Source organism: Arsenophonus sp. aPb, assembly GCF_029873475.1.
GTDB lineage: Bacteria > Pseudomonadota > Gammaproteobacteria > Enterobacterales > Enterobacteriaceae > Arsenophonus.
Window position 1 is genome coordinate 2,611,304 of the sequence record NZ_CP123499.1, and the last position, 24,278, is coordinate 2,635,581.

A 24,278-nucleotide genomic window follows, 5' to 3' on the forward strand; every position below is an offset into this window, starting at 1 on the left:
ACATAAATGGCTCGGTGATGGATACAAATAGCACTAATAGTTCATCAGCCATTCACCTTCTGTCAACAGTTTAACTGTTTTGCCAAGAAAATGCTGATAAAAAAGATTGTAGACTAGTACATTTTTAACATAACGTCGGGTTTCAGAAAATGGAATAGTTTCAATAAAAGCGATAGCATTTAATTTTCCGTCGCTTACGGCCAACCAACGTGTCACCCTGGCAGGACCTGCATTATAAGCTGCACAAGCTAATACCCGATTAAAACTAAATTGCTCAAAAACGGTCTCTAAATATGCGGTTCCAAGCTCAATATTTTTTGCTGGATCAATCAATTTACTACTATCGGTATAATCTACAATGCCTTTAGATTTAGCCACTTGTTGTGCTGTCTGTGGCATTAATTGCATCAAACCTATCGCACCCGCCGCAGAACGCACTTGTGGATTCCAACCACTTTCTTGTCTGGCAATCGCCATGGCAAAACTTTTATCAATTTTTTTATCTTTTGTGTAGCGCTCAAATTCTTGTTCCCAGGCAATAGGAAAACGTTCTGTTAAATGATCCCATAGTTTGGCAATAATTGTCGCTTGTACACTCAAATCAGCCCACCGATGTTCAAATGCATAGCGTGCTAGTTGCTGTTGGCGGTTTTTTTTCTGCCTGATAAGCAGATTGATCCATTCAGTCCGCGCTAAATTTTCCTTTTGCCAAAACAACAATTCGCCAATTCGCTGCACTTCAGGCAATGAATCGATATCTTCTTCAGGTTTAGTGGCAAGTGCAATATTAATAGGATACGGAATGTTTAATTTTTGTGCCGCAACCATGGAATAAAATCCGCGTCGCTTGACCAAATTAAATAATATCTTTTTACCTTGGTTATGTTTGCCTTGAGCGATTAAGGCGATCGCCTGCCAATATTGCCACTCTTCCTTATTTCTACTCTCTTTCGGTAAACGTTTTAACCATTGCGCAAGTGAGTGCATATCGTTGCTTGCTAACGCTATACGCACCCTTCGTTCACGCAAAGAAATGGAGGATGAATGTTGAATAACATCATCGCGCCACTTCGCTTGTGGTACCGTCACATCACCGAATAATTGCCAGGCGATATCCTCTTTCAATTGCTGTCGTTGTATATGGTTCATTTTCTGTGCTTGCGTAATCATTGGGATCGCTAGCTTGGCTTTTTCTACCGATTGACGCGCAAAACGGCTAAAGATCACTAATATTACTTGTCGATTAAACTCCGATGGCTTGACCTTACTAGCGAATTCCACGACTAAAGAGGGATCTTGCTGTAATTTAGCCAAGCGTTGACCGATAATTTGATCCTTAGCGGGTAAACGATTGACTAAGCTGGTGATCAGAGCAGTATCATTGTTTTTAATAGCTAAAAAAATACGTTGCAAAATCAATTCAGTGGTTAATTGACCCGCTTGTTGCCAAAGGGTAAAAAGTTGATCGCACGCTTTGGGTAGTGAATAACCGTGCAACCAAATCTGTTTCGCTCCCTGCCACGCCGCTTGCTTATTACCTATTTGCCATTTGGCATAGTAATAATTACAGCGTGCAATAACTGGTCTCGGCGGTGTCGGGCTAAAAGCTAGCAGGCTATGCCATTCGCTACGCTTGGCAAGCTGATTGACAAAAAGGGTAGATAACTTTTGATTGAGAGGAAAATAAGGATATTGTTTAATAAAATCATTAACTTGTGCTATCGATATTGTATTAAGATCTTGTGTCAATCGCCGATATTCTAAATAGGGATAAAGCGGATATTCTGTTAATGTTGGCATCAAGCTTGCAATTCGCTGGTTATCATTAGCATCCCAGGCTTGTTTAATTGCCTGATAACGCTCACGTTGAGCGGTTAATGAGTCCCCCAGAGCATGGAAAGGTAACCAGAGTATCATCAGCAATATTATCTCTTGCCACCATTTTTTCGACATCGCTGTTCACTCCTGTTTAAGATAACAATATCTATATAGAAATATTATTATCAAAAACAGATATAATCACTGAGATAATTAAAAATAGATCATAAAAATACAATTCCATAGAATGGCAAAATGATTGTCAGTACCTTTGACAATTAATATCCTAGCTAAAAACTAAACTACTAATGATAGTAAATAGGATCGTGTATAATATGCACTCAGCAACCTACTTGCTCAATTAAATGGCTTAATACAATATGGATAAGGTAATCATTTATTTTAACAAAACTTTATGCTAAAAATCAGAAATAAATCTTGATTAAGATCTTATTAATATTATTAATCGCAATTTAGGCAGAATTTAACCAAATGCCTGAATATATTTCTTCAAATGAGATAAGCAACACGTTGATATCTAAAATTATTCAATAAGCAAAAAGGTAGAATAAATTGGCACAGTTCGTCTATTCCATGCATCGAGTGGGAAAAATTGTCCCACCGAAAAGGCATATTTTAAAAAATATCTCTCTAAGTTTCTTCCCAGGTGCCAAAATTGGCGTTCTAGGCCTTAATGGAGCGGGTAAATCAACCTTACTTCGCATTATGGCTGGCATCGATACTGAAATTGAAGGTGAAGCACGCCCTAACCCAGGGATCAAAATTGGCTATCTTTCTCAGGAACCAAAACTTAACCCTAATCATACCGTACGTGAAGCAGTCGAAGAGGCAGTTAGTGAAATAAAAAATGCCCTTACTCGCCTTGATGAAGTTTATGCTGCCTACGCTGAACCTGATGCTGACTTTGATAAATTGGCCAAAGAACAGGGACAGTTAGAAGCCATTTTGCAATCACATGATGGTCATAATTTGGATAATCAGTTGGAGCGTGCCGCCGATGCATTGCGCTTACCTGCCTGGGAGACAAAAATAGAACAACTTTCCGGTGGAGAGCGACGTCGAGTAGCTATTTGTCGGCTACTGCTGGAAAAACCCGATATGCTATTACTTGATGAGCCAACTAACCATTTGGATGCAGAATCCGTTGCCTGGTTAGAACGGTTTTTACATGATTACGAAGGCACCGTAGTTGCTATCACTCACGATCGTTACTTCCTAGATAACGTTGCCGGTTGGATCCTGGAACTTGATCGAGGAGAGGGTATTCCATGGGAAGGTAATTATTCATCTTGGTTGGAACAAAAAGAGACTCGCCTAGCACAAGAGGCTTCCAGCGAAGCAGCTCGCCGCAAATCGATCGAAAAAGAACTTGAGTGGATCCGACAAAATCCTAAAGGTCGCCAGGCAAAAGGAAAAGCCCGTTTAGCCCGTTTTGAAGAGTTAAACAGTGTTGACTATCAAAAGCGTAATGAAACCAGTGAGCTCTTCATTCCGCCAGGACCGCGTCTTGGCGACAAAGTTTTAACGGTTGAAAATCTCAGTAAATCTTATGGTGATCGAATTTTAATTGATAACCTCAGTTTCTCAATCCCTAAAGGGGCTATCGTAGGTATTATCGGTCCAAATGGTGCAGGAAAATCAACCCTTTTTCGGATGATTTCAGGTCAAGAACAGCCTGACTCTGGCACCATCACTTTGGGTGAAACCGTTAAAGTTGCCTCGGTTGAGCAATTCCGCGACTCGATGGACAATAACAAAACGGTGTGGGAAGAGGTATCCGGTGGGCAAGATATTATGCGCATCGGTAATTTTGAAATTCCAAGTAGAGCCTACGTCGGGCGTTTTAATTTCAAAGGTGTTGATCAGGGTAAGCGCGTTGGCGAACTTTCTGGTGGTGAACGTGGCCGTTTACACTTGGCAAAACTACTCCAGGTTGGTGGGAATATGCTGCTGCTGGATGAGCCAACCAACGATTTGGATGTCGAAACATTACGCGCGTTAGAAAATGCATTACTGGAATTTCCTGGCAGTGCATTAGTTATTTCCCACGATCGCTGGTTTCTTGACCGAATTGCTACTCATATTATTGATTATCAGGATGAAGGAAAAGTCACTTTCTTTGAAGGTAATTTTAGCGAATATGAAGATTATAAAAAACGGACATTGGGCGCTGATGCGCTAGAACCTCATCGCATCAAATATAAAAAGATGAGCAAATAAATAATCCTAATAGCATAAGGCTTGCTAAAGCGAGCCTTATCATTTAAAGTCTTGGAGATTTTTCATCCAGCATAAGTAATTGCTGAACCAGCTCAATACAACGTAAAAATCGCTCATCATAATTAGGCGAATCAACCACCACAAACTGCACTTTATTTTCAACCAGTAGTTCAATCAATAAATTTTGAAATGTTTTGCGTTCCTCATCACTCCCTAAACTACGTAATCCATCAGCCACCCATGGGGTATTATTTTCTAGTAGAATAACCAGATCAAAACGGTATTCATCTATCAATGCTTGCACAAAAGGATGTGGTTTCCCCTCATATCGTTTACAAAAAGCTTGGGTGGTAATGAAATCAGTATCGATAAACGCGACTTTATTGGCATATTTAACGGCAAAATCAATATACTTTGCATGACCCAATGCGATCTTGTCATAGTCAGAATATTGTAACGCCATCTCATCGCCACCTAAATGAGAGAAAACATAATCACGACCATATTCCCAGGCACTGGTGGTATTAAAAATATTTGCCAGCTTGTTAACTAAAGTCGATTTACCACTCGACTCACCTCCTAATATGGCTACCTTACGGACAAAAAAAGGTTTTACTTCTGTTGGAATATATTCCCAATACCGAAATGGCGCTTGCCTAATTTGATGACCACTAATATTCATAAATGTGCGCTCAGGATCAATAAGTACCACTTCTGCACCAAGATATTTTTTATAATGCGCAATATCATCCACTTCACCTGAATAAATAAATTGTGGTTGAATATTTTTTGCCATTAAAAATTTCTTCATTCCTTCGCTCCATACTTGCCAGCCATGTGGGTATGGCTCGATGTCTTGCTCATCAAAGGAATGGATATAAATATTTTTTTGGTATTTGAAAGTTTGTAATAACCACCTTAGCCGATCGCTTACTGTCGGTTGCTGTGACATAGAACTGTCAATAAAAAGCGCTCGATCACGTGGTTCATCATGACAAAGAATGACATATAATTCATCGACTTGACTACATGCGCGTTGTATCAAATAAATATGGCCAGTATGTAAGGGGTAAAACTTACCAAATACTATGCCAATCCGTTTAGGCTTTAATGGATATTCAATATTTAAAAAACGATGTAAGGCGGCAATTTTTCGCGCGCTAGGATTGTTAATTTTATCATTAATTAATTGGCTTAAATAACCTTTAGTCATGCCGCAAGCGGTAGCAATCTGTTGTAGAGTACAACCCGTCTGCTTAATTGCCTGTTTCAAATAATCAAACTGTTTCATCGCCTCTCCGGTTAATCAAAGTCTTCCATAACCGTTAATGCCTCTGACAGTTTTTTCACCCCAAATAACTGCATATTAGGTAATGGTTTTTTGGGTACATTCGCATAAGGGACAATCGCGCGTTTAAAACCATGTTTTGCTGCCTCAATGATCCGCTCTTGGCCACTCGGTACTGGACGGATTTCACCAGCCAAACCGACTTCACCAAAAACCACAACATCACGCGGCAGTGGACGATTACGGAAACTTGATACTAAAGAAAACAGCAACGCAAGATCGGCACTCGTTTCCGTTACTTTAACTCCACCAACAACATTAACAAAAACATCTTGATCCGACATCTGTAATCCACCATGCCGATGCAAAATAGCCAGCAAAATTGCTAATCTATTTTGTTCTAAGCCGACAGCAACCCGCCGTGGATTAGCTAACATTGAATAATCCACTAATGCCTGAATTTCCACCAGCAATGGGCGTGTTCCTTCCCAAACCACCATCACCGAACTGCCCGAAGTGATCTCTTCTGCCCGACTAAGAAAAATAGCGGAAGGATTATTCACTTCTTTTAACCCTTTTTCCGTCATGGCAAATACACCCAGTTCATTAACCGCACCAAATCGGTTTTTATGACTTCTTAAAGTACGAAATCGTGAGTCTGCTTCACCGTCGAGCATTATTGAACAGTCAATACAGTGTTCAAGCACTTTTGGGCCGGCCAAAGAACCATCTTTAGTCACATGCCCTACCATGATAATGGCGATCCCTCGTGTTTTAGCAAATCGGGTGAGATATGCGGCAGTTTCTCGCACTTGTGCCACACTACCCGGAGATGATTGTATATCTGCCATATGCATGACTTGAATAGAATCAATCACCATCAATTTTGGCTGTTCCTGCTCTGCTATCAAACATATTTGCTCAATACTGGTTTCAGACAATATATTAAGATTATCGGACGGTAACCCTAATCGGTGAGCTCGCATCGCCACCTGCTGTAAAGACTCCTCACCGGTGACGTATAAAGTTTTCATTTGTGATGAAAGCCGACACATAGTTTGCAGCAGCAATGTACTTTTACCTGCACCAGGATTACCACCAATTAAGATTGCACTACCCGGTACCACCCCACCACCTAGTACGCGATCAAATTCTTTAAAATCAGTAGAAAAACGTGGCAATGCTTCTAAACTAATAGCAGACAATTTCTGTACTTTATTACCCACAGCACCCCCGGCATAACCATTAAAGCGTTCTGCTCGTGAGGAAGTACTGGCAGCTAACCTTACCTCTGTGATTGTATTCCAAGTATGACAAGCGATGCACTGGCCTTGCCAACGCGGATAATCTGCACCACATTCGTTACAGACAAATGCTCTTTTTACTGCTTTTGCCACCGCGATTGCCTCTCTTATTTATTGTTCTAATAATTAACGTTCTTCATGCTTTAAACCACCACTTAACACACAAAGTACCCCCATCAAATCAGCATGTTGAATCGCTACTTTTGCTCTGGCCTGTACTTTAGGTTTCGCATGATAAGCAATACCCAGCCCCGCCTTACGGATCATTTTTACATCGTTGGCGCCATCACCAATAGCAACGGTTTGCTCGATTGGAATAGAGAATTGTCTGGCTAATTTTATCAAGGTTTGGGCTTTAACTTTTGCATCCACGATATTGCCATTCACTTTACCGGTCAATTTGTTATCTTTAATTTCTAGTTTGTTGGCCACCGCTGCGGTTAATTTTAATTTTTCCTTTAAATAATTAGTAAAAAAATTAAATCCACCTGAAACAATAACAACATGCCAATCAAACGCCTGCAATTTACGGACAAGACTCGTTAAGCCTGGTGTCAGTGGCATATGCGCTAATACATTTTGCAAAATTTTGATGTCGGTGCCAGCAAGTAATTTTACTCGGTCTCTAAGACTTTCATTAAAATCAATTTCCCCTAGCATGGCGCGTTCAGTAATTTCAGCAACCTGCTTGCCAACTCCGGCCAAACGAGCAATTTCATCAATACATTCAATTTGAATTGCTGTTGAATCCATATCCATCACCAACAGTCCTGGCGCACGTAAACGAGGAATATTCCCCAGCGGTACAACATCTAGACTACACTCTTCAGCTATTTTCTTTATTTTTGCAGTTAAGCTACCTGCAATACGAACGACTTGATAATCATCAATACGCCAAGAAGAAACAATGACAATGGCATTACCAGAGCGCCGTTGAAAGTGACTAATACGTTGTTTATTAAGCCCTCGCCCATAAAGCAACCAACCACTATCACCAGCCCGATAATCCAATGGCATAATTTCTTCACCACTCAATGAAAGTGGTAATCCAGGCCACTTTTGGATCTCATTAGGCAAATAACAATAGGTTAAACTGGTCGACATCAATTAATACTCCCGTAATCTAATTGTGACAATTAGCAAACAAAAAAATAACTTTTTAAACTACCCTATCATCTCAACCTCTGGCAATATGATAATGAACTAAGTTTAAAAGAGCCGATTATGATTAAAACGAAATTAAAGTTTCGATTACATAAAACAGTTATCATTTTAATTTGCTTCTCCTTACTGGTTATTCTAATCCAAGGAGCTACCTATTTTAGTCGTTCACATCAGCAAATCAGAATCGAGCAGTTTAAAGAACTAGCGGCTACACTTGCTGAACAAGTCGCTTTTAGCTTATCCAATTATATTCAAAGTGATGGTAAGAATTTTAATAATGAACAGATCCTTGCCATTCTTAATCAATTAACCATTAATGAACATATTCTTGATGCAAGCGTTTATCTTAATGATGGTACCCAAATTCAGCATGCGGGTGAAAAGGTTGCTTTACGAGAGCGGTTATCTCTTAATCAACCCCCATGCCACAACTATGTAAACTATCAATTGGTTGTTCCAATCTTTGATACAGAAAAGCCAAAAGGTTTTTTACGTTTAACCATCGATACTCATCAATTCAGTATAGGATCTAAACAAATAGATAATATGGCTAATTTATTAAAGATTATGTTATTGCTAGCACTCACTATCGGTTTTATTCTGGCTAATATCTTATCAAGATCGATGCCAATAGATTGGCCAAAATTACCATTTTTATCAACAAGCAATAGTCGCGATCAGCAAAAAAATAAAAATTGCTAAAAAGAAAGCAGATTAAAATCTGCTTTCTTACTTGATTTAAATTTAATGATCTATTTTTTAATCCAGTAATAATATTGATTCTAATGCAATTTCAACCATCTCATTAAATGTCGTTTGTCGTTCTGCCGAAGTTGTCTTTTCACCAAGACGAATATGATCAGAAACCGTACAAATAGTTAGTGCTTTCACACCATACTCCGCCGCTATGCTATACATACCAGCGGCTTCCATTTCCACACCCAAAATGCCATATTTTTCCATCGTATCAAATACTTGCATTTGAGGTGAATAAAACAGATCTGTAGAAAAAATATTACCTATCCTAACATTAATATTCTTTGTTTTAGCCGCGCTAACAGCATTATGTACCAAGTCATAATCAGCAATAGCAGCAAAATCATTATCATCAAATTTTAGTCGATTAACTTTAGAATCGGTGCATGCGCCTAGGCCAATAATAATATCGCGTAATTTTACTTTAGGGCTAATCGCCCCACAGGAACCAACTCGTATTATCGTTTTAACACCAAAGTCAGTAATTAACTCTGTCATGTAAATTGAACAAGAGGGGATGCCCATTCCATGCCCCATCACAGAAATTCTTCGGCCTTGGTAATTACCAGTAAAACCTAACATACCACGAACATCATTTACCTGGCGGCTGTCAGTCAAAAATTTTTCTGCAATATGTTTGGCACGTAATGGATCGCCAGGCATCAAAACAACATCAGCAAAATCGCCCATCTCAGCATTAATATGTGAGGTAGCCATAAATAAATTTCCTTTAATTTCTTATCGATAATATTGGGAATATGAACGGATATTTCCCATCATACTTAAAATAACGTTTTGCCATATGCCATTGGCGACAAACCAAAATATTGTGCAATGGTTTGACCAATATCAGCAAAGGTCTGTCGATGACCTAATGCACCAGGCTTTATTTTCGGACCATAAATTAAAATAGGAATATTTTCTCGCGTGTGATCAGTACCCGGCCAAGTTGGGTCACAACCATGATCAGCGGTAATAATCAAAACATCATTATTTTCAATTAATTCCAACATTTCAGGTAATCGGCGATCAAATAACTCAAGTCCCGCCGCATAACCTGCAACATCACGACGATGACCATATGAGGAATCGAAATCAACAAAATTAGTAAATACGATGGTATTGTCAGCCGCTTTTTTGATCTCCTCAAGGCTTGCAGCAAAGAGTGCTTCAATACCTGTCGCTTTTACTTGCTTAGTAATGCCTACATTGGCATAAATATCGGCAATTTTGCCAATTGAAATTACCTCACCAGCTTTTTCTTCCACCAGTTTTTTCAAGACCGTTGGTGCGGGTGGCTCAACGGAATAATCTCGTCGGTTACCTGTACGCTCAAAACAGCCCGCTTTATTGCCGATAAAAGGACGAGCAATCACCCGCCCGATATTATAAGCGCCATCATCTAGCGTCTTTCTCGCTAACTCACAAAGCTGGTAAAGGTTTTTAACGCCAAAAGTCTCTTCATGGCAGGCTATCTGAAACACTGAATCGGCTGAAGTATAGAAAATAGGTTTGCCTGTTTTCATGTGCTCTTCACCTAATTGATCCAAGATCACCGTACCAGAAGAGTGACAATTTCCCAGATAACCAGGCAGATTGGCCGCTGCAACTAGCTTATCCAATAATTGTTGTGGAAAACTATTTTTTTCCTGAGCAAAATATCCCCATTCAAATAAAACCGGTACTCCCGCAATCTCCCAATGACCTGATGGAGTATCTTTGCCAGAAGATAACTCACTTGCATAGCCATAAGCACCGATAATCTTAGCATCTTCATCCAGGCCGATTGGAAATGTTCCTGATGATCCCTCAGCGGCTTTTCCTAACCCTAAACGTGTTAAATTAGGCAAATAGAGTTTACCTTTACGACCCTTATCAGCCTTCCCTTGCGCACAAGCGGTCGCAATATGCCCTAACGTATTCGCACCAGCATCGCCAAATCTATCAGCGTCAGGTGTAGCGCCGATACCAAAAGAATCAAGAACCATAATGAATACACGTTTCATAACTACCCTTGGTTAGTTCAAATTCAATTAATTCATTATTAAATAAAAAATAACGCATTCCATAATCCGAATTCATAATAACTATTCACTAGCACTAATAAATACAAAATATTAATCGATGCTAGTATTTAAAAACTGCTTTATTAGCGATCATTTTCTTAGATTATAAAAATAGATACTTTCGTTTTTTTTGCCAGCCAATAATTACTGAAATACGGCATAAAAAGATCAATAAATTAATAGTCGCCAGCAAAATTATCTATTTGGCATCCTAATGTATTTAATAAACTAGCCAATAAGCTTGATGCACCAAAACGAAAATGACGAATATCCGTCCACTCCTTTCCCATGATGCGATCGGCTAATGCTAGATATTGAGCCGCGTCCTCTACTGTGCGAACGCCACCTGCCACCTTACAACCCACCTGGTTAGCAACCCCTATATCTCGAATAACCTTAAGCATAATTTCAACATTCTCTAAGGTAGCATTTATCGCTACCTTACCCGTTGAAGTCTTAACAAAATCAGCGCCAGCAGTAATAGCAATTTCTGTAGCTTGACGAATAAGAGCTGCCTGCTTTAATTCACCAGCTTCAATAATAACTTTCAGTAAAACACCGCTCGTTCGGCAAATTTCTTTACACGCTTTAACCAGTTCAAAACCAATTTGCTTATTACCGGCTATTAAAGCTCGATAAGGAAAAACAACATCAACTTCATCTGCTCCATGGGCAATAGCTGCTTGTGTTTCAGTCACTGCGATCGCGACATCCTGTCCGCCAAATGGAAAATTAGTTACTGTTGCAATTCGAATATTCGGGGTGTTTTGTTCAGTTAAAATCTTACGTGCCAATGGAATAAAGCGAGGATAAATACATATCGCAGCTGTATTTCCTCGGGCGGTTTTTGCTTGATGGCACAATATCTTCACTTTTTCATCAGTATCGTCATCATTTAGCAGCGTTAAATCCATCAAATTTAATGCGCGTTGCGCAGCAAGTTTTAATTCCATCATATAATTCTCTAAAACTAATGACATTGTTGCTTCAGTGTTTAAACAACCGTTTAATATATCAATCTTATTAGGTTACATTGCCGCTAACGATAAAAAGAAGCCAGCAATAGTGGCACTCATCAAATTAGATAATGAACCGGCTAATACTGCTTTCAAACCCAAGCGAGCAACATCTTTACGCCGATTTGGTGCAATTCCGCCTAAACCACCCAGTAATATGGCAACTGAAGCCAAATTAGCAAACCCACATAATGCAAAAGAGATTATTGCTTTAGTATGCTCAGAAAGTACTTGCTTACCTGCGGCAATCACCTCGCTATCAGGTTTTAAGTATTCGCCAAAGTTCATATAAGCAACAAATTCATTAACCACTAATTTTTGCCCGATAAATGAACCGGCAATCGTCGCTTCATGCCAGGGTATACCAATCAAATAGGCTATTGGCGCAAAGATCCAGCCTAAGATCAATTCTAATGATAAGCCTGGTATATAGATCCAACCACCAATCACCGCCAAAATGCCATTAAGCAAAGCTATCAATGCAACAAATGCCAGCAACATCGCACCGACATTTAAAGCAAGTTGCATACCGGAAGAGGCTCCGGCGGCGGCGGCATCAATAATGTTAACTGGCCGCTCTTCGCCAGTCGCCACAGTGACCATATTGACTGCATCATGGGTTTTCTCTGTTTCCGGTACCATTAATTTGGCAAATAACAATCCGCCAGGTGCTGCCATAAAAGATGCTGCGATTAGATATTCCATTGGCACCCCCATTTGCGCATAGCCGGCCAATACTGAGCCAGCAACAGAAGCTAATCCACCACACATAACAGCAAATAGTTCAGAGTTAGTCATTGTGGCAATATAGGGTCTGACAACTAATGGCGCCTCTGTATGGCCGACAAAAATATTAGCGGTTGCCGATAACGACTCGGTGCGTGAGGTACCTAATATCCATTGCAAAAGTCCACCTAATATTTTGATAAAGAACTGCATAATACCAAGATAATAAAGGACAGCGATTAATGAGGAGAAGAAAACAATGACCGGTAAAACCCGTAAGGCAAAAATAAAACCACTACCGCCAAACAGTTCAAACATTTTATTGGAGACCAAACCACCAAAGATAAAATCCATGCCAACTTGTCCATAACCAATCACATTAGAGACTGCATCAGATACAGTTTCCAAAGTACGGCGGCCAGCTGGAACATAGAGAACAAATGCTCCCATTGTCATTTGAATAATAAAAGCACCAAATACGGTGCGGAATTTAATTGCTCGACGGTTACTGGAAAAAATGATAGCGATAAAAATCAATACTACCATCCCTAGCAGGCTCATAATGAGTTGCATGAATAATATCCCTGTGTATTTTATTTCAAATGAAAAATTTCTATTGTTTAAAGAATAAACTGTCAGTTTAATGCGCAGACATTATAACGATTTCGCATTAATAACTTGCAGTCCGTATCACAAATAATCATAACGAAAAATCACGAAAAAATAAATTTTGCGACACATATCACTTACGAAAAGCGATATTGCAAGCAAAAATTATCTAAATAGACACATAATTATAATTAAATAATTTATTGGTATGATTAATTAATTCATATTATGTCTGCCTTTTTTTGATATTAAATAGTTGCAAACTATTATTATAAAGTTGCCTTGCAATTTCCTCTGTTGACTCTTGCCGAAGGTTACATAATGCTTCAAAAACCAAATGTATTCTTTCCGGACGATTAATCTGCCCCTGAAATCCGGCTAATGGCATATCAGGCGCATCAGTTTCAAGTACTAATGACCTTAGCGGCAATTGCGCAACTACCGCCCTGGTTTTCTTAGCTCTCTCATAGGTGATTACACCACCAATACCGATAAAATAGCCTAACCGGATAAAAGCATTTGCTTGCGATAAACTGCCCGAAAATCCATGAATAACTCCCTTTTTCGGCACATCAAATCGTCTTAATAAAGCAGCTAAGTGATCATGACTTTTGCGCGAATGAAGAATAACGGTTCTGTCGCATTAAAAGAGTCTGTTTGATAAGATCGATTTGTAAACCTTGTACTACAAGCAGATATAATTGACTCTTATGAATATTGTTAAACAAAGCTTTAAACGTCTCCACTATCCCGTCGATGTCATTTTAGTTTGTCTACGTTGGTACCTGGCGTATTCCTTAAGCTTGCGTAACCTTGAGGAGATGATGCAGGAAAGAGGTATTTTTGTTGATCACTCCACCATTCACCGCTGGATTTTACGACTGACGCCAAAACTAGCAAGTGTTGCCAGAAAGAAACGAAAAATCTATGGTGGCACCTGGTATCTGGATGAAACCTATATCAGGATAAAAGGGAAATGGCATTATCTTTATCGCGCCGTAGAGGCTAGTGGTGAAACGATAGATTTTATTCTTAGTCAAAAGCGAAATAAAAAATCTGCATTACGCTTTTTAAAGAAAGCTATCCATCAAAATACCTATCCTATGGAAGTGAATATTGATAAAAGTGGTGCTAATCGGGCTGCATTAATGTCACTTAATCAACGTGAGCTGGGGATAAAAATAAGACAGTGCCGTTATAAAAATAACATGGTAGAGCAAGATCACCGTTTCATTAAAAAACGCTATCGAGCGATGCTTGGTTTTAAGACGTACCGAACGGCAAAAGTTTTACTGGAAGGAATAGAAATATTGCATATGCTCCATAAACAACAAATTCCTATCAATGGCCTAATTCTCTGTCCAGTCGATGCTTTTTACACTTTAGTCGCCTAACAATTCTTCTAACTACCACAAATTAAACTTCCAACATTAATGCGACAGAACCAGAATAACCGGTAACTCATATTGTTTAGCTAGCTTTAATTGCTGGATCAACAATGCTTGTTGTTGCTTAACCTCGGCATTCGTAACAAAATAATCTAAGCCTATTTCACCAATAGCAACACATTTATTGCTGTTTTGCTGCAATAATGCCACTAATTCAGTAAAATGATCCGGTAAATAATTTGCAATATACAAAGGATGAAAACCTAATGCGGCATATAAATGCGGATGTTGTTGTGCCAGTGAATATACTCGCTCTAAATTCTCAATACCCACTGACGGGATAATGATATCGGTCACGCCAACTTTTGCAGCACGCAAAAAGCTATCTTCAATATCATGGATAAAAGGAGGAAAATCAAAATGACAATGGGTGTCAACGAACATCAATGACTAATCCTTCATCACCTGATTTAGGTTCTTCATCTTGTTGATTCGAAATCACATCAGCTGATAAAGATGCTGAATTAACCACTTGATTATTTTCAAGTGAATATGGGTAAGATACTAAATCATTAGCAGAAAAATAGTCACTTAAACTAGTTAAAAAATAGTGGCCACATTGACGTCCAATATGATAATCACTATTTAAATTTGCAGCACGGCTACCTAATGCACAACTCATTAAAGGTTTCGGTGGATAAATTTCAAAAATTTGGATACCTGGCGGTGGCGCAGCAATAAATTTCTGGGTCTGTTGATAGCTTTTAATATGTACTTTGATCATCTTGGCCATCCGCCGTATATTGCGGTGTTCCAACCAGCGAGTCATCCTTTTTAACCATTCGGATGTATAATAAATTCCCGAAGGAACTGTTCTAATCACTACAATTGTTTTTGCGCCACGGCGATAAGCTTCCTCAACAGGAATTGAAGCAGTTATACCGCCATCATGATAAAGCTGGCCATTAAATACCGCCCCCTGGCGATAAAATCCGGGAATAGCACTAGACGCCCGAATAATATCTAACCAGCTATCTTGCGTGGGTTGAAAATAAACCGGACTAAAATCTTCATAGCGACATGCACTAATTAAAAATTGACGTCCGCTATTTAAGCAAGACAATCCTTTTGAGAAATCAAGAGGTAATTCACGGGAAGTAATATCAATTAGCCAATCTAAATCAATCATATGGCCACCACGAATAAAACGTAATGGACTAAAAAACTGAGATTTAGTGGTATAATCAGTAATCACTTTACGGGCATAACCGCGTTGTTGACAAAGATAGGCCGATAAATTTTGCGCGCCGGCCGATGTCCCTACCATAATATCAAATGGATTGAAGCCAACACGGAGAAATTCATCCAATACACCTGCGGTAAAAATACCGCGCTGCCCACCCCCCTCACAGACTAATGCTATTTTGCCAAGTGCAGATGCATTATCATCGAAGGTTAAAGGCTCAATATTCCCCAATGTGATTGGTATATATCTTCCCATATTGCTTTCCCCCTAAAACTGATAGTAGACCCTTAAAATGCAATCTGCTATTCAATATCTACTATTGTGTTTAATACTGATATTTTTATCGCCTTAAAAGTTTGGGAGAAATCAATAAATACAACAACTAAAAAAGTCATACCCCCCACTAATAACAAGTGAGGGTAATATAATAAAAAATCAATATGCAATTAATTAATGCTCACGGGTTTTACAGAACCGAATTTCAGGATATCGCTCGCTGGTTAAATTAAGATTTACCATCGTTGGGGCAATATAACTGAGGTTGTCACCACCATCTAAAGCTAGATTCTGTTCATTTTTCCGTTTGAATTCTTCTAATTTTTTCACATCATCACATTCGATCCAGCGTGCGGTTGACACATTTACCGGCTCATAAATAGCTTCAACGTTGTATTCACTCTTCAAACGTGCCACCACTACATCAAACTGAAGCACTCCTACGGCACCAACAATAAGATCATTATTGGCTAAAGGGCGAAATACCTGGACAGCACCCTCTTCGGATAACTGAACTAATCCTTTAAGTAACTGTTTTTGTTTTAACGGATCGCGTAAACGAATCCGTTTGAAGAGTTCGGGCGCAAAATTGGGAATACCGGTAAATTTTAACGCTTCTCCCTGGGTAAAGGTATCACCGATCTGAATAGTGCCATGATTGTGCAGGCCGATAATATCACCTGGAAACGCTTCTTCAACATGGGAGCGGTCGCCCGCCATAAAAGTGAGCGCATCTGAAATAACTACCTCTTTTTTATTTCGTACCTGATAAAGTTTCATACCTTTTTGATAGCTACCAGACACAATGCGTAAAAAAGCCACCCGATCACGATGTTTTGGATCCATGTTAGCTTGTATTTTAAATACAAAACCCGAAAATTTCTCTTCTTGGGCATTAACAATACGACTATCAGCCTGGCGCGGCATCGGTGTTGGAGCCCAATTGACCAAACCATCTAACATATGGTCAACACCAAAATTACCCAAAGCGGTACCAAAAAAGACCGGTGTTAACTTGCCTTGCAAAAAAGCGTCTAAATTAAATTCATGAGAAGCACCTTTTACTAACTCAAGCTCTTCACGTAGCTGAGCAGCAAAGTCATCACCAATGATTTTGTCCAATTCGGTATTATTTAATCCTTTAATAATAACGACTTCTTGAATGGTATGCCCTTGTCCACCTTGATATAAAATAGTCTCATCACGGTAAAGATGATAAACTCCTTTAAATAACTTACCACAACCAACTGGCCAAGTAATTGGGCTACAAGCAATACTTAATTCACTTTCAACCTCATCCATTAATTCCATTGGATCGCGAATATCACGATCTAATTTATTCATAAAGGTTAAAATAGGCGTATCACGCAGCCGGGTCACTTCCATCAATTTACGCGTGCGATCTTCAACACCTTTAGCCGCATCAATCACCATCAAACAGCAATCGACCGCTGTTAAAGTACGATAAGTGTCTTCCGAAAAATCCTCATGTCCTGGCGTATCAAGCAAATTGATCAAACAATCTTGATAAGGAAATTGCATTACCGAAGTGGTAATTGAAATTCCCCGCTGCTTTTCCATTTCCATCCAGTCAGACTTTGCATGTTGATTCGAACCACGACCTTTCACTGTGCCTGCTTTTTGAATAGCTTGGCCAAACAATAGCACTTTTTCTGTGATCGTGGTTTTTCCGGCATCAGGGTGAGAAATAATAGCAAAGGTTCTCCGCTGTGCTATTTTCTGACAAAAACTATTCTCTTTCATTATAACTACCCAGCATACACAACGTGATGTATAAAAATTGGCGAAAATTCTACACTGACAAAACCATTTTGAAAACAAAATTACTGACTAATTAAAAACATTTTTAGTTCGTTGGGGAAATTAAATATAAAAAATATCAAAAAAATTGTTTTTAGCCAGAGATAAATTATTTAATTAAAATACTTATTATCTTATAAAATTTGAACAATATAGGTATATATCTATATATGCTCGAATAAAGAGAGCCATAAATAAAATCAGGATTTACATAATAGGTTAAATATCAACATATTATTCTTATAATATACACGTTTCATATTTAAAATAAACTTATAAAATAATCGACTAATACTTTTATTACAATTGACTATTTTTTATTTTCACTGCATAAAATATTATAAACCTTTTTTTGCTAACATCTGTGCATGATTGACATAAATACCGGGTATATCATATTGATTTGAAACGACTCCAGCAATTTGGTTAACGATATCTACATGATCCATATCATAATCATCACAGATTAATTTGCCTAATCGCATACTATAACGCCCAACAAGCCCATCATTTTCTTTTTCTCGAGAAAAAAAACTATTTAATTGCAACAATGAGGCATGACTAACATCAAATGCATTTATTCCCGAGTTAATTAATGATTTTTTAATAAAACTACCGAATGAATAATAATGCACGCCATTAACAACTTCATCACCTTCACCTCCCCATTCTTTTGGCAAACCTTGTGGATATTTTTTATTAAATTCATTGACGACCTCTGTTGTCAATGAATTTAATGCTTCAACACCATCTTGCGGTTTTAATGTGCCTGATGAAATAAAAGAAATAAATGTGAAAAATATTTCAGCAGCAGTAACAACCACTGTTTCGGTTAATTTACCTGGTATCAATACTTTTCTAACAAGATCCGCTATTTCAGAACCATGATTAACACCATTCATCGAGGTTACGGATGCAATACTGGTTGAATAATTGGCAGCAACATAGCGTGCAAATAAAGCACCTTGACTATAAGCAATCAAGTTGACTTTATCACAACCGATATTTCTCTTGAGTTCCTCGATGTAAAGCCATAATTGCTCTCCATTTACTTCATTTGAATTAACGCCAGACAATATCGGTGAAAACACATTATAGCCCTGTTTTTTCAACCGATTTTCAATAGCAAAAAAACATGGATAGCCAGCTATTCTATCAAAACCAAATAATCCGTGAACTAAAATAATAGGATATTTCGTCGGCATAATTTCTCCTTAGTAATTTCATTGAATATTAAAAAAAATCCAACCGCTTTAATTAGAGTAATTAATTATAAAGTTGAGATCTTCATAATTAAATAATTGAAGCTGATAAAAGGTAAACAAAAAAATATTATATAACAAGTAACTTAAATTCACTGATATAACAATTTCGATTAATTAATTTTTTGATAAATAAGTTAATATAATTCGTATTTAGCAATATAAATTATATAAATATAATCATTATTTAATAAAAATCGAAAATGATATAAAAATGCCATCAATAAAGATGGCATTGGGAAAATATTGCTAATAAAAAACCGCTAATTTAATAATAATAAACAAGATAAATCATCACCAAAATTAAGTTTATCAATTAATTCATCAAGCTGCTGGCGTAAATTAGTGGAATGCTGAGTAACGGTCGAATAATGACAAAACATTAATTGAATACTTTCCATCGATACCTCAATATCATAAGCTGATTGAACCGACAGTAATGTTTTGATATAAAAATAATCAGTAAAACAATAATAAAGTGATCGTAAACTCTGCTTCAAATTATATAAGCCAAATTTTTCGTCGTATATTCGATAAAGAAAATAGTTTTTCAGCACCTGCGGTTCAGCTAGACAACTGGTTGATAAGACCTTTTGCCATTCATCATCCAATTTTTTCCAATTAGCTAGCATATCCTCATTGAGTGATTCTGACTCTAAACCAAAAAAGTGCATGGTATTGGTAAAAGCCGGTAATAAATAATGTTTAGAGCGATCTGTAATAGTAAAAAAACGTAGCATAATGAGTAATAAAGAAAACTTTAATTGATGCCTGGCTGTAGATGTTACTTGTTTTCTTTGTTGATATATTTCACCGTTAGTTAATTTTTCCACTAACGACATAAATATATTTTCTACTTGGCTATAATTGACCTCTACTTGGTAATCAATTGATTGTAAAAAGACCATAAATTGAGCAAGGGCATAGAGATTATCCTCAATAAAAGGACTATCTGCCATAATCAAATGACTACAAAATAGTTGTATAACCTGATGTTCTTGTGTGACTGCTATACTCTGATCAATCACGCGTTTTTCAGTGATTTTAACATTTTCAATCACTGTGTTTTCTTCATATTTCATCGAGTCTGGCTGAAATAACACTAAACGAACCACTTCAGGGCAAGAAAAACTTAAGGAATGTTGCGTATAGCCATCCAGTTGGGTTTTTGATCGTGGATAAGTCTGGCAAGTATGACTTAATGCGCTGGGGCCTAATGTTTTATAAATCCCACACAATTTATCATGCCCAAAAAAGGGACAATTACCTTCTTCATTCATTGCGATATAAGAATAGTTGTTAGTGCCACTACCATTAGGATATTTAATTAGATGTTTATCGGTGATCTCTTTGATTTCAATTTGGTGCGCGGTTTTATATTTTTTATGCGTCTTTTTATCAACATTAATCGTCCAGCCTCGGCAACAATGAGATAGACACTGATCACCAATGCATTTAAATTTTTTATAAAAAAGTGGGATAATTTCTCTATGTTGTTTCATTACAAATAGACTCTATTAAGCTAATATTGACACGCAAATTACCACTTAATAACGCCTATCAATGGTACTATTATCGAATATAAACCATTTTTTTTAACTTAATTGAGGTATTTCTAATTCATATAGCTGGCTAAATAGTTAATGCCATAACCACTGCATCTTCCCGTTTTTTTGCCGCTGGATAATAATTTTTTCTTATTGTGACAATATGAAAACCCAGTTTTTCATATAGGTGAATTGCCGCATAATTTGATTGTCTGACTTCCAACCACAAAGTTTGAATATTTTTAGTTGCCAAATGATCGATCAAATAGCGTAATAAATACTCACCATAACCTTGACCTTGATAATTAGGATGAATAGCAATATTAAATAGTGTTGCTTCATCAAGTAGACATTGTGTAATGGCGAAACCAATTAGTCGATTTTCCGCACTGATTTTTAAATTAATATATTGCTTTCCTTGATTACTGTAAAAAACTTTTTCACTCCAGGGAAAAGCATGACTCATTTTTTCAATCGCAAAAGCAGAGATTAAATCACTTTGTACTAAATTCGAAATTATTTTCATACTGGCATATTTGCGCCCACAAAGCGCGTTTTGACTGAGGATTAAAATAAATCTCTTCCAAGGGTAAAGTATGGATGACCCATTTTTTTGAACTAATAGCTAATTGCTTGCCTAGGATCCAACAAGGCCAAAGAACTTCTTTCGGTAACAGCGATACCTCTTTCGTTAATAGACAACATACCTGACAACTGTCTATCATCATCGCTCGTAAAATATCTTTGACAAAAAGGTTGTCTAAATCAATGCGCTCATCAGCGATGATAACTAATCGGGTAGAATCAGGAATAGACACGGCATGTTCACCACGCAATACCGTCGGATTGCGTAATGTCCATTGCACAATTCCCATATGCTTCAGTAATTGATCTCTAACCGTCATCAAGCTACTCCCCGACACAATATAGCTTGCACCTTATCAAACAGAGCTAGATAAATCAAAATAATAACATTGCAAGACACAGCAATATAAGCACGATTACTGTCGCTTGCTAGTAATATTTTATTTGCTGAATTTAGACCTTAAATCAAACAAGAACAATGTACAACTTATTAAGTTATCAAGGTACAACATGAACACTAAATATTAGACAACAAGTAACTATTGGATTGAAGTCTTATAATAGTGATACAATCCTACTAATAAGTTCATATCTCATTTTTCAATTTATTGTTTTCATGCTATTTCACTATTTTAAAAAATAATTATAAATCATTATGTTAATGAATTTTATGTATGTATATTGTTCCAGTGTTTATTGACGTTTTTGGGTTCTTACACCAAACTGTGTATAAATATTTGTATAAATAATTTGGTTATGACATGACAAATGAACTTAATAAACTGAGTGACAAAAAACTTAAAGTACTACACGGGAAGACTATCCCTAAAATTGAATTTGTAGCTGATGGTGCAGGACTTAGCGCGAAGATATCTAAGATAGGTGGAATTAGTTGGGTTTTCACTTATCGGATTGGTAAAAAACTGAATCGAATAACGTTAGGACGTTATCCTGATATGAGTTTAAAAGCAGCCCGTGAGTTACGTGATAAGTGTCGTCATTGGTTGGCCTCTGGTAAAGATCCAAAGTTTCAACTTAACTTAAGCATTCAGGAAACGTTAAAACCTGTCACCGTTAGAGATGCGATTGAATATTGGGTTGATAACTATGCAAAAGATAAGGTTCTGTCGCATTAAAAGAGTCTGTTTGATAAGATCGATTTGTAAACCTTGTACTACAAGCAGATATAATTGACTCTTATGAATATTGTTAAACAAAGCTTTAAACGTCTCCACTATCCCGTCGATGTCATTTTAGTTTGTCTACGTTGGTACCTGGCGTATTCCTTAAGCTTGCGTAACCTTGAGGAGATGATGCAGGAAAGAGGTATTTTTGTTGATCACTCCACCATTCACCGCTGGATTTTACGACTGACGCCAAAACTAGCAAGTGTTGCCAGAAAGAAACGAAAAATCTATGGTGGCACCTGGTATCTGGATGAAACCTATATCAGGATAAAAGGGAAATGGCATTATCTTTATCGCGCCGTAGAGGCTAGTGGTGAAACGATAGATTTTATTCTTAGTCAAAAGCGAAATAAAAAATCTGCATTACGCTTTTTAAAGAAAGCTATCCATCAAAATACCTATCCTATGGAAGTGAATATTGATAAAAGTGGTGCTAATCGGGCTGCATTAATGTCACTTAATCAACGTGAGCTGGGGATAAAAATAAGACAGTGCCGTTATAAAAATAACATGGTAGAGCAAGATCACCGTTTCATTAAAAAACGCTATCGAGCGATGCTTGGTTTTAAGACGTACCGAACGGCAAAAGTTTTACTGGAAGGAATAGAAATATTGCATATGCTCCATAAACAACAAATTCCTATCAATGGCCTAATTCTCTGTCCAGTCGATGCTTTTTACACTTTAGTCGCCTAACAATTCTTCTAACTACCACAAATTAAACTTCCAACATTAATGCGACAGAACCATAATTTCTGCCCAGCGCCGAGAATCGGCGTCTCCTAATTCATTTTGCTGAATTTGAGCCAAATAGAGTTTAATACTACTATGTAGCATATCAATCTCTTCTTCCAGGTGAACAATATAACGCCTCTGTATTTTATTACCATTTAGAACTTCAGCCAAACGTTGAACCATTTGCTCAACAATATCTCCCATACGCAGTGTTTCTCTTACCGCATTAGCAATTGCTAATGAAGGTGTTTCCAACGCCGCTTTGTCCAAATAACGGGGGGAAAAAATCTCAACCTCTACAGGCGAAATGGGGATAAGCCGTTGACAAAAACTCGACATGAATTCAACAAATGGCAACATAATTAAGCAGCGCAGTAAATTATAAAACACATGAAAATAGATCACGACTTCAGACGGATTAAAATTATAATGATCTATCCAAACAGCTAACTGTTTAATCCAAGGTAAAACCACTATTGCGCCAATGAGTTTGAATAACAAACTGCCTAAAGCCACCTGTCGTGCTGATCCGCTTTGTCGACTACTGCCAATCATAGCTAATAAACCACTACCGATATTTGAGCCAATAACAATTGATAGGCTAATATAAAGCGGAACAAGTCCTGTCACACTTAACGTTGCTGTTAATAAAACCGCTGCCAAACTAGAATAGGTCAGCATAGCAAATACCGCACCGACAAATAGTGCTAAGATAATATCACCTTGTAAAGAAGTAAAAATTGCTTGGATAGCGGATGCATGAGTAATCGGCGTTGCTGAACTAACAATAAGCTGTAAAGCTAATAAAATGAGTCCTAGACCTATGGCAGCTCGCCCTAATTGACCAACCCGATTTTTTTTCTGGCTAAGAAAAGTAATAACACCAAACAAAATCAATATAGGTGATAACCATGCCAAATCAAAAGTTAGCACCCGGGCCATTATCGCGGTACCGACGTCTGCACCCAACATAATAACCATAGCGGGTGTGATAGAAATTAAACCTTGTGTCACAAAAGAAATAACCAATAGTGCCGTTGCATTACTACTTTGAACTAAAGCAGTAACAGCAATACCCGCTAAAAATGCGCGCGATTTTTTACCGATACTTTGGCCTAAAATTCGGCGTAAATCGGTACCGAAAACCCGCATAATACCAGTTCGGACAATATATGTGCCCCACACCAATAAAGCCACGGATGATAATAATTCAAGTAATGTTAACATTAATTATCCATGCTAT

Annotated in this window: 19 protein-coding genes and 3 pseudogenes; 5 read left to right on the top strand and 17 right to left on the bottom strand. The window is 37.7% G+C overall.

Annotated elements, in window-relative coordinates; all coding sequences use genetic code 11:
- Positions 1–33: 33 nt before the first annotated feature.
- Positions 34–1,953 (bottom strand): murein transglycosylase, encoded by a 1,920-nt coding sequence (sltY, locus tag QE177_RS11635; RefSeq protein WP_280549816.1) that lies wholly within the window; start codon positions 1,951–1,953, stop codon positions 34–36.
- A gap of 438 nt (positions 1,954–2,391) precedes the next feature.
- Here sltY and ettA point away from each other — a divergent pair, with 438 nt between their 5' ends.
- On the top strand, positions 2,392–4,059 hold the full coding sequence (ettA, locus tag QE177_RS11640) for an energy-dependent translational throttle protein EttA (protein WP_280549818.1): 1,668 nt from the start codon (positions 2,392–2,394) through the stop codon (positions 4,057–4,059).
- 43 nt (positions 4,060–4,102) lie between these two features.
- Here the strand turns inward: ettA and nadR are convergent, their stop codons facing one another.
- Genes nadR through serB form a run of 3 tightly spaced genes read right to left on the bottom strand, consistent with a single transcriptional unit; the run spans position 4,103 to position 7,755 of the window.
- A complete protein-coding gene (gene nadR, locus QE177_RS11645; protein WP_280549820.1) occupies positions 4,103–5,350 on the bottom strand; it encodes a multifunctional transcriptional regulator/nicotinamide-nucleotide adenylyltransferase/ribosylnicotinamide kinase NadR in 1,248 nt (415 codons plus the stop codon).
- 11 nt (positions 5,351–5,361) lie between these two features.
- Positions 5,362–6,744, bottom strand: a complete 1,383-nt coding sequence (gene radA / locus QE177_RS11650; RefSeq protein ID WP_280549822.1) for a DNA repair protein RadA — start codon at positions 6,742–6,744, stop codon at positions 5,362–5,364.
- Positions 6,745–6,777: 33 nt separating this feature from the next.
- Complete coding sequence (gene serB, locus QE177_RS11655) at positions 6,778–7,755, bottom strand: phosphoserine phosphatase (RefSeq protein ID WP_280549824.1); 978 nt, start codon at positions 7,753–7,755, stop codon at positions 6,778–6,780.
- Positions 7,756–7,875: 120 nt separating this feature from the next.
- On the opposite strand from serB, the gene QE177_RS11660 reads away from it, so the two are divergent.
- Complete coding sequence (locus QE177_RS11660) at positions 7,876–8,517, top strand: AhpA/YtjB family protein (RefSeq protein ID WP_280549826.1); 642 nt, start codon at positions 7,876–7,878, stop codon at positions 8,515–8,517.
- 57 nt (positions 8,518–8,574) lie between these two features.
- Here the strand turns inward: QE177_RS11660 and deoD are convergent, their stop codons facing one another.
- The 5 genes and pseudogenes from deoD to QE177_RS11685 all read right to left on the bottom strand — a co-directional run.
- Positions 8,575–9,288 (bottom strand): purine-nucleoside phosphorylase, encoded by a 714-nt coding sequence (gene deoD / locus QE177_RS11665; RefSeq protein ID WP_280549828.1) that lies wholly within the window; start codon positions 9,286–9,288, stop codon positions 8,575–8,577.
- Positions 9,289–9,353: 65 nt separating this feature from the next.
- Positions 9,354–10,577 (bottom strand): phosphopentomutase, encoded by a 1,224-nt coding sequence (deoB, locus tag QE177_RS11670; RefSeq protein WP_280549830.1) that lies wholly within the window; start codon positions 10,575–10,577, stop codon positions 9,354–9,356.
- Between the two features lie 236 nt (positions 10,578–10,813).
- The gene (deoC, locus tag QE177_RS11675; protein ID WP_280549832.1) at positions 10,814–11,593 is read right to left on the bottom strand and encodes a deoxyribose-phosphate aldolase; all 780 of its coding nucleotides are present in this window, start codon (positions 11,591–11,593) and stop codon (positions 10,814–10,816) included.
- Between the two features lie 72 nt (positions 11,594–11,665).
- Positions 11,666–12,952: a NupC/NupG family nucleoside CNT transporter gene (locus QE177_RS11680; RefSeq protein WP_280549834.1), complete on the bottom strand. Its 1,287-nt coding sequence runs from the start codon at positions 12,950–12,952 to the stop codon at positions 11,666–11,668.
- Positions 12,953–13,214: 262 nt separating this feature from the next.
- Positions 13,215–13,619: pseudogene (locus tag QE177_RS11685) on the bottom strand (TatD family hydrolase); the annotation flags it as partial.
- A 79-nt stretch (positions 13,620–13,698) separates the two neighbouring features.
- Between QE177_RS11685 and QE177_RS11690 the strand changes: the two are divergent.
- A complete protein-coding gene (locus tag QE177_RS11690; protein WP_280548476.1) occupies positions 13,699–14,382 on the top strand; it encodes an IS6 family transposase in 684 nt (227 codons plus the stop codon).
- Between the two features lie 36 nt (positions 14,383–14,418).
- On the opposite strand, the gene QE177_RS11695 is transcribed toward QE177_RS11690, so the two are convergent.
- The 7 genes from QE177_RS11695 to QE177_RS11725 all read right to left on the bottom strand — a co-directional run bounded on the left by QE177_RS11695 (position 14,419) and on the right by QE177_RS11725 (position 21,433).
- Positions 14,419–14,820, bottom strand: a complete 402-nt coding sequence (locus QE177_RS11695; protein WP_280549836.1) for a TatD family hydrolase — start codon at positions 14,818–14,820, stop codon at positions 14,419–14,421.
- Positions 14,810–15,877, bottom strand: a complete 1,068-nt coding sequence (locus QE177_RS11700; RefSeq protein WP_280549838.1) for a patatin-like phospholipase family protein — start codon at positions 15,875–15,877, stop codon at positions 14,810–14,812. Before QE177_RS11700 ends, QE177_RS11695 begins: the two co-directional genes overlap by 11 nt.
- 195 nt (positions 15,878–16,072) lie before the next feature.
- Entirely contained in the window at positions 16,073–17,662 is a 1,590-nt protein-coding gene (gene prfC, locus QE177_RS11705; protein WP_280549840.1) for a peptide chain release factor 3, read from the bottom strand.
- A gap of 395 nt (positions 17,663–18,057) precedes the next feature.
- Positions 18,058–18,924, bottom strand: coding sequence for a triacylglycerol lipase (locus QE177_RS11710; RefSeq protein ID WP_280549841.1), 867 nt, complete (start codon positions 18,922–18,924; stop codon positions 18,058–18,060).
- Between the two features lie 320 nt (positions 18,925–19,244).
- A complete protein-coding gene (gene fliB / locus QE177_RS11715; RefSeq protein WP_280549843.1) occupies positions 19,245–20,483 on the bottom strand; it encodes a flagellin lysine-N-methylase in 1,239 nt (412 codons plus the stop codon).
- Positions 20,484–20,613: 130 nt separating this feature from the next.
- Positions 20,614–21,054: a ribosomal protein S18-alanine N-acetyltransferase gene (rimI, locus tag QE177_RS11720; RefSeq protein WP_280549845.1), complete on the bottom strand. Its 441-nt coding sequence runs from the start codon at positions 21,052–21,054 to the stop codon at positions 20,614–20,616.
- Positions 21,023–21,433, bottom strand: a complete 411-nt coding sequence (locus tag QE177_RS11725; RefSeq protein WP_280549847.1) for a DNA polymerase III subunit psi — start codon at positions 21,431–21,433, stop codon at positions 21,023–21,025. The genes rimI and QE177_RS11725 overlap by 32 nt, the downstream gene beginning before the upstream one ends.
- A 441-nt stretch (positions 21,434–21,874) precedes the next feature.
- On the opposite strand from QE177_RS11725, the pseudogene QE177_RS11730 reads away from it, so the two are divergent.
- A pseudogene (locus QE177_RS11730) lies at positions 21,875–22,231 on the top strand (Arm DNA-binding domain-containing protein); the annotation flags it as partial.
- Positions 22,232–22,312: 81 nt separating this feature from the next.
- A complete protein-coding gene (locus QE177_RS11735; RefSeq protein WP_280548476.1) occupies positions 22,313–22,996 on the top strand; it encodes an IS6 family transposase in 684 nt (227 codons plus the stop codon).
- Between the two features lie 51 nt (positions 22,997–23,047).
- Here the strand turns inward: QE177_RS11735 and QE177_RS11740 are convergent.
- Positions 23,048–24,262, bottom strand: a pseudogene (locus QE177_RS11740) (Na/Pi cotransporter family protein); the annotation flags it as partial.
- Between the last annotated feature and the right edge of the window lie 16 nt (positions 24,263–24,278).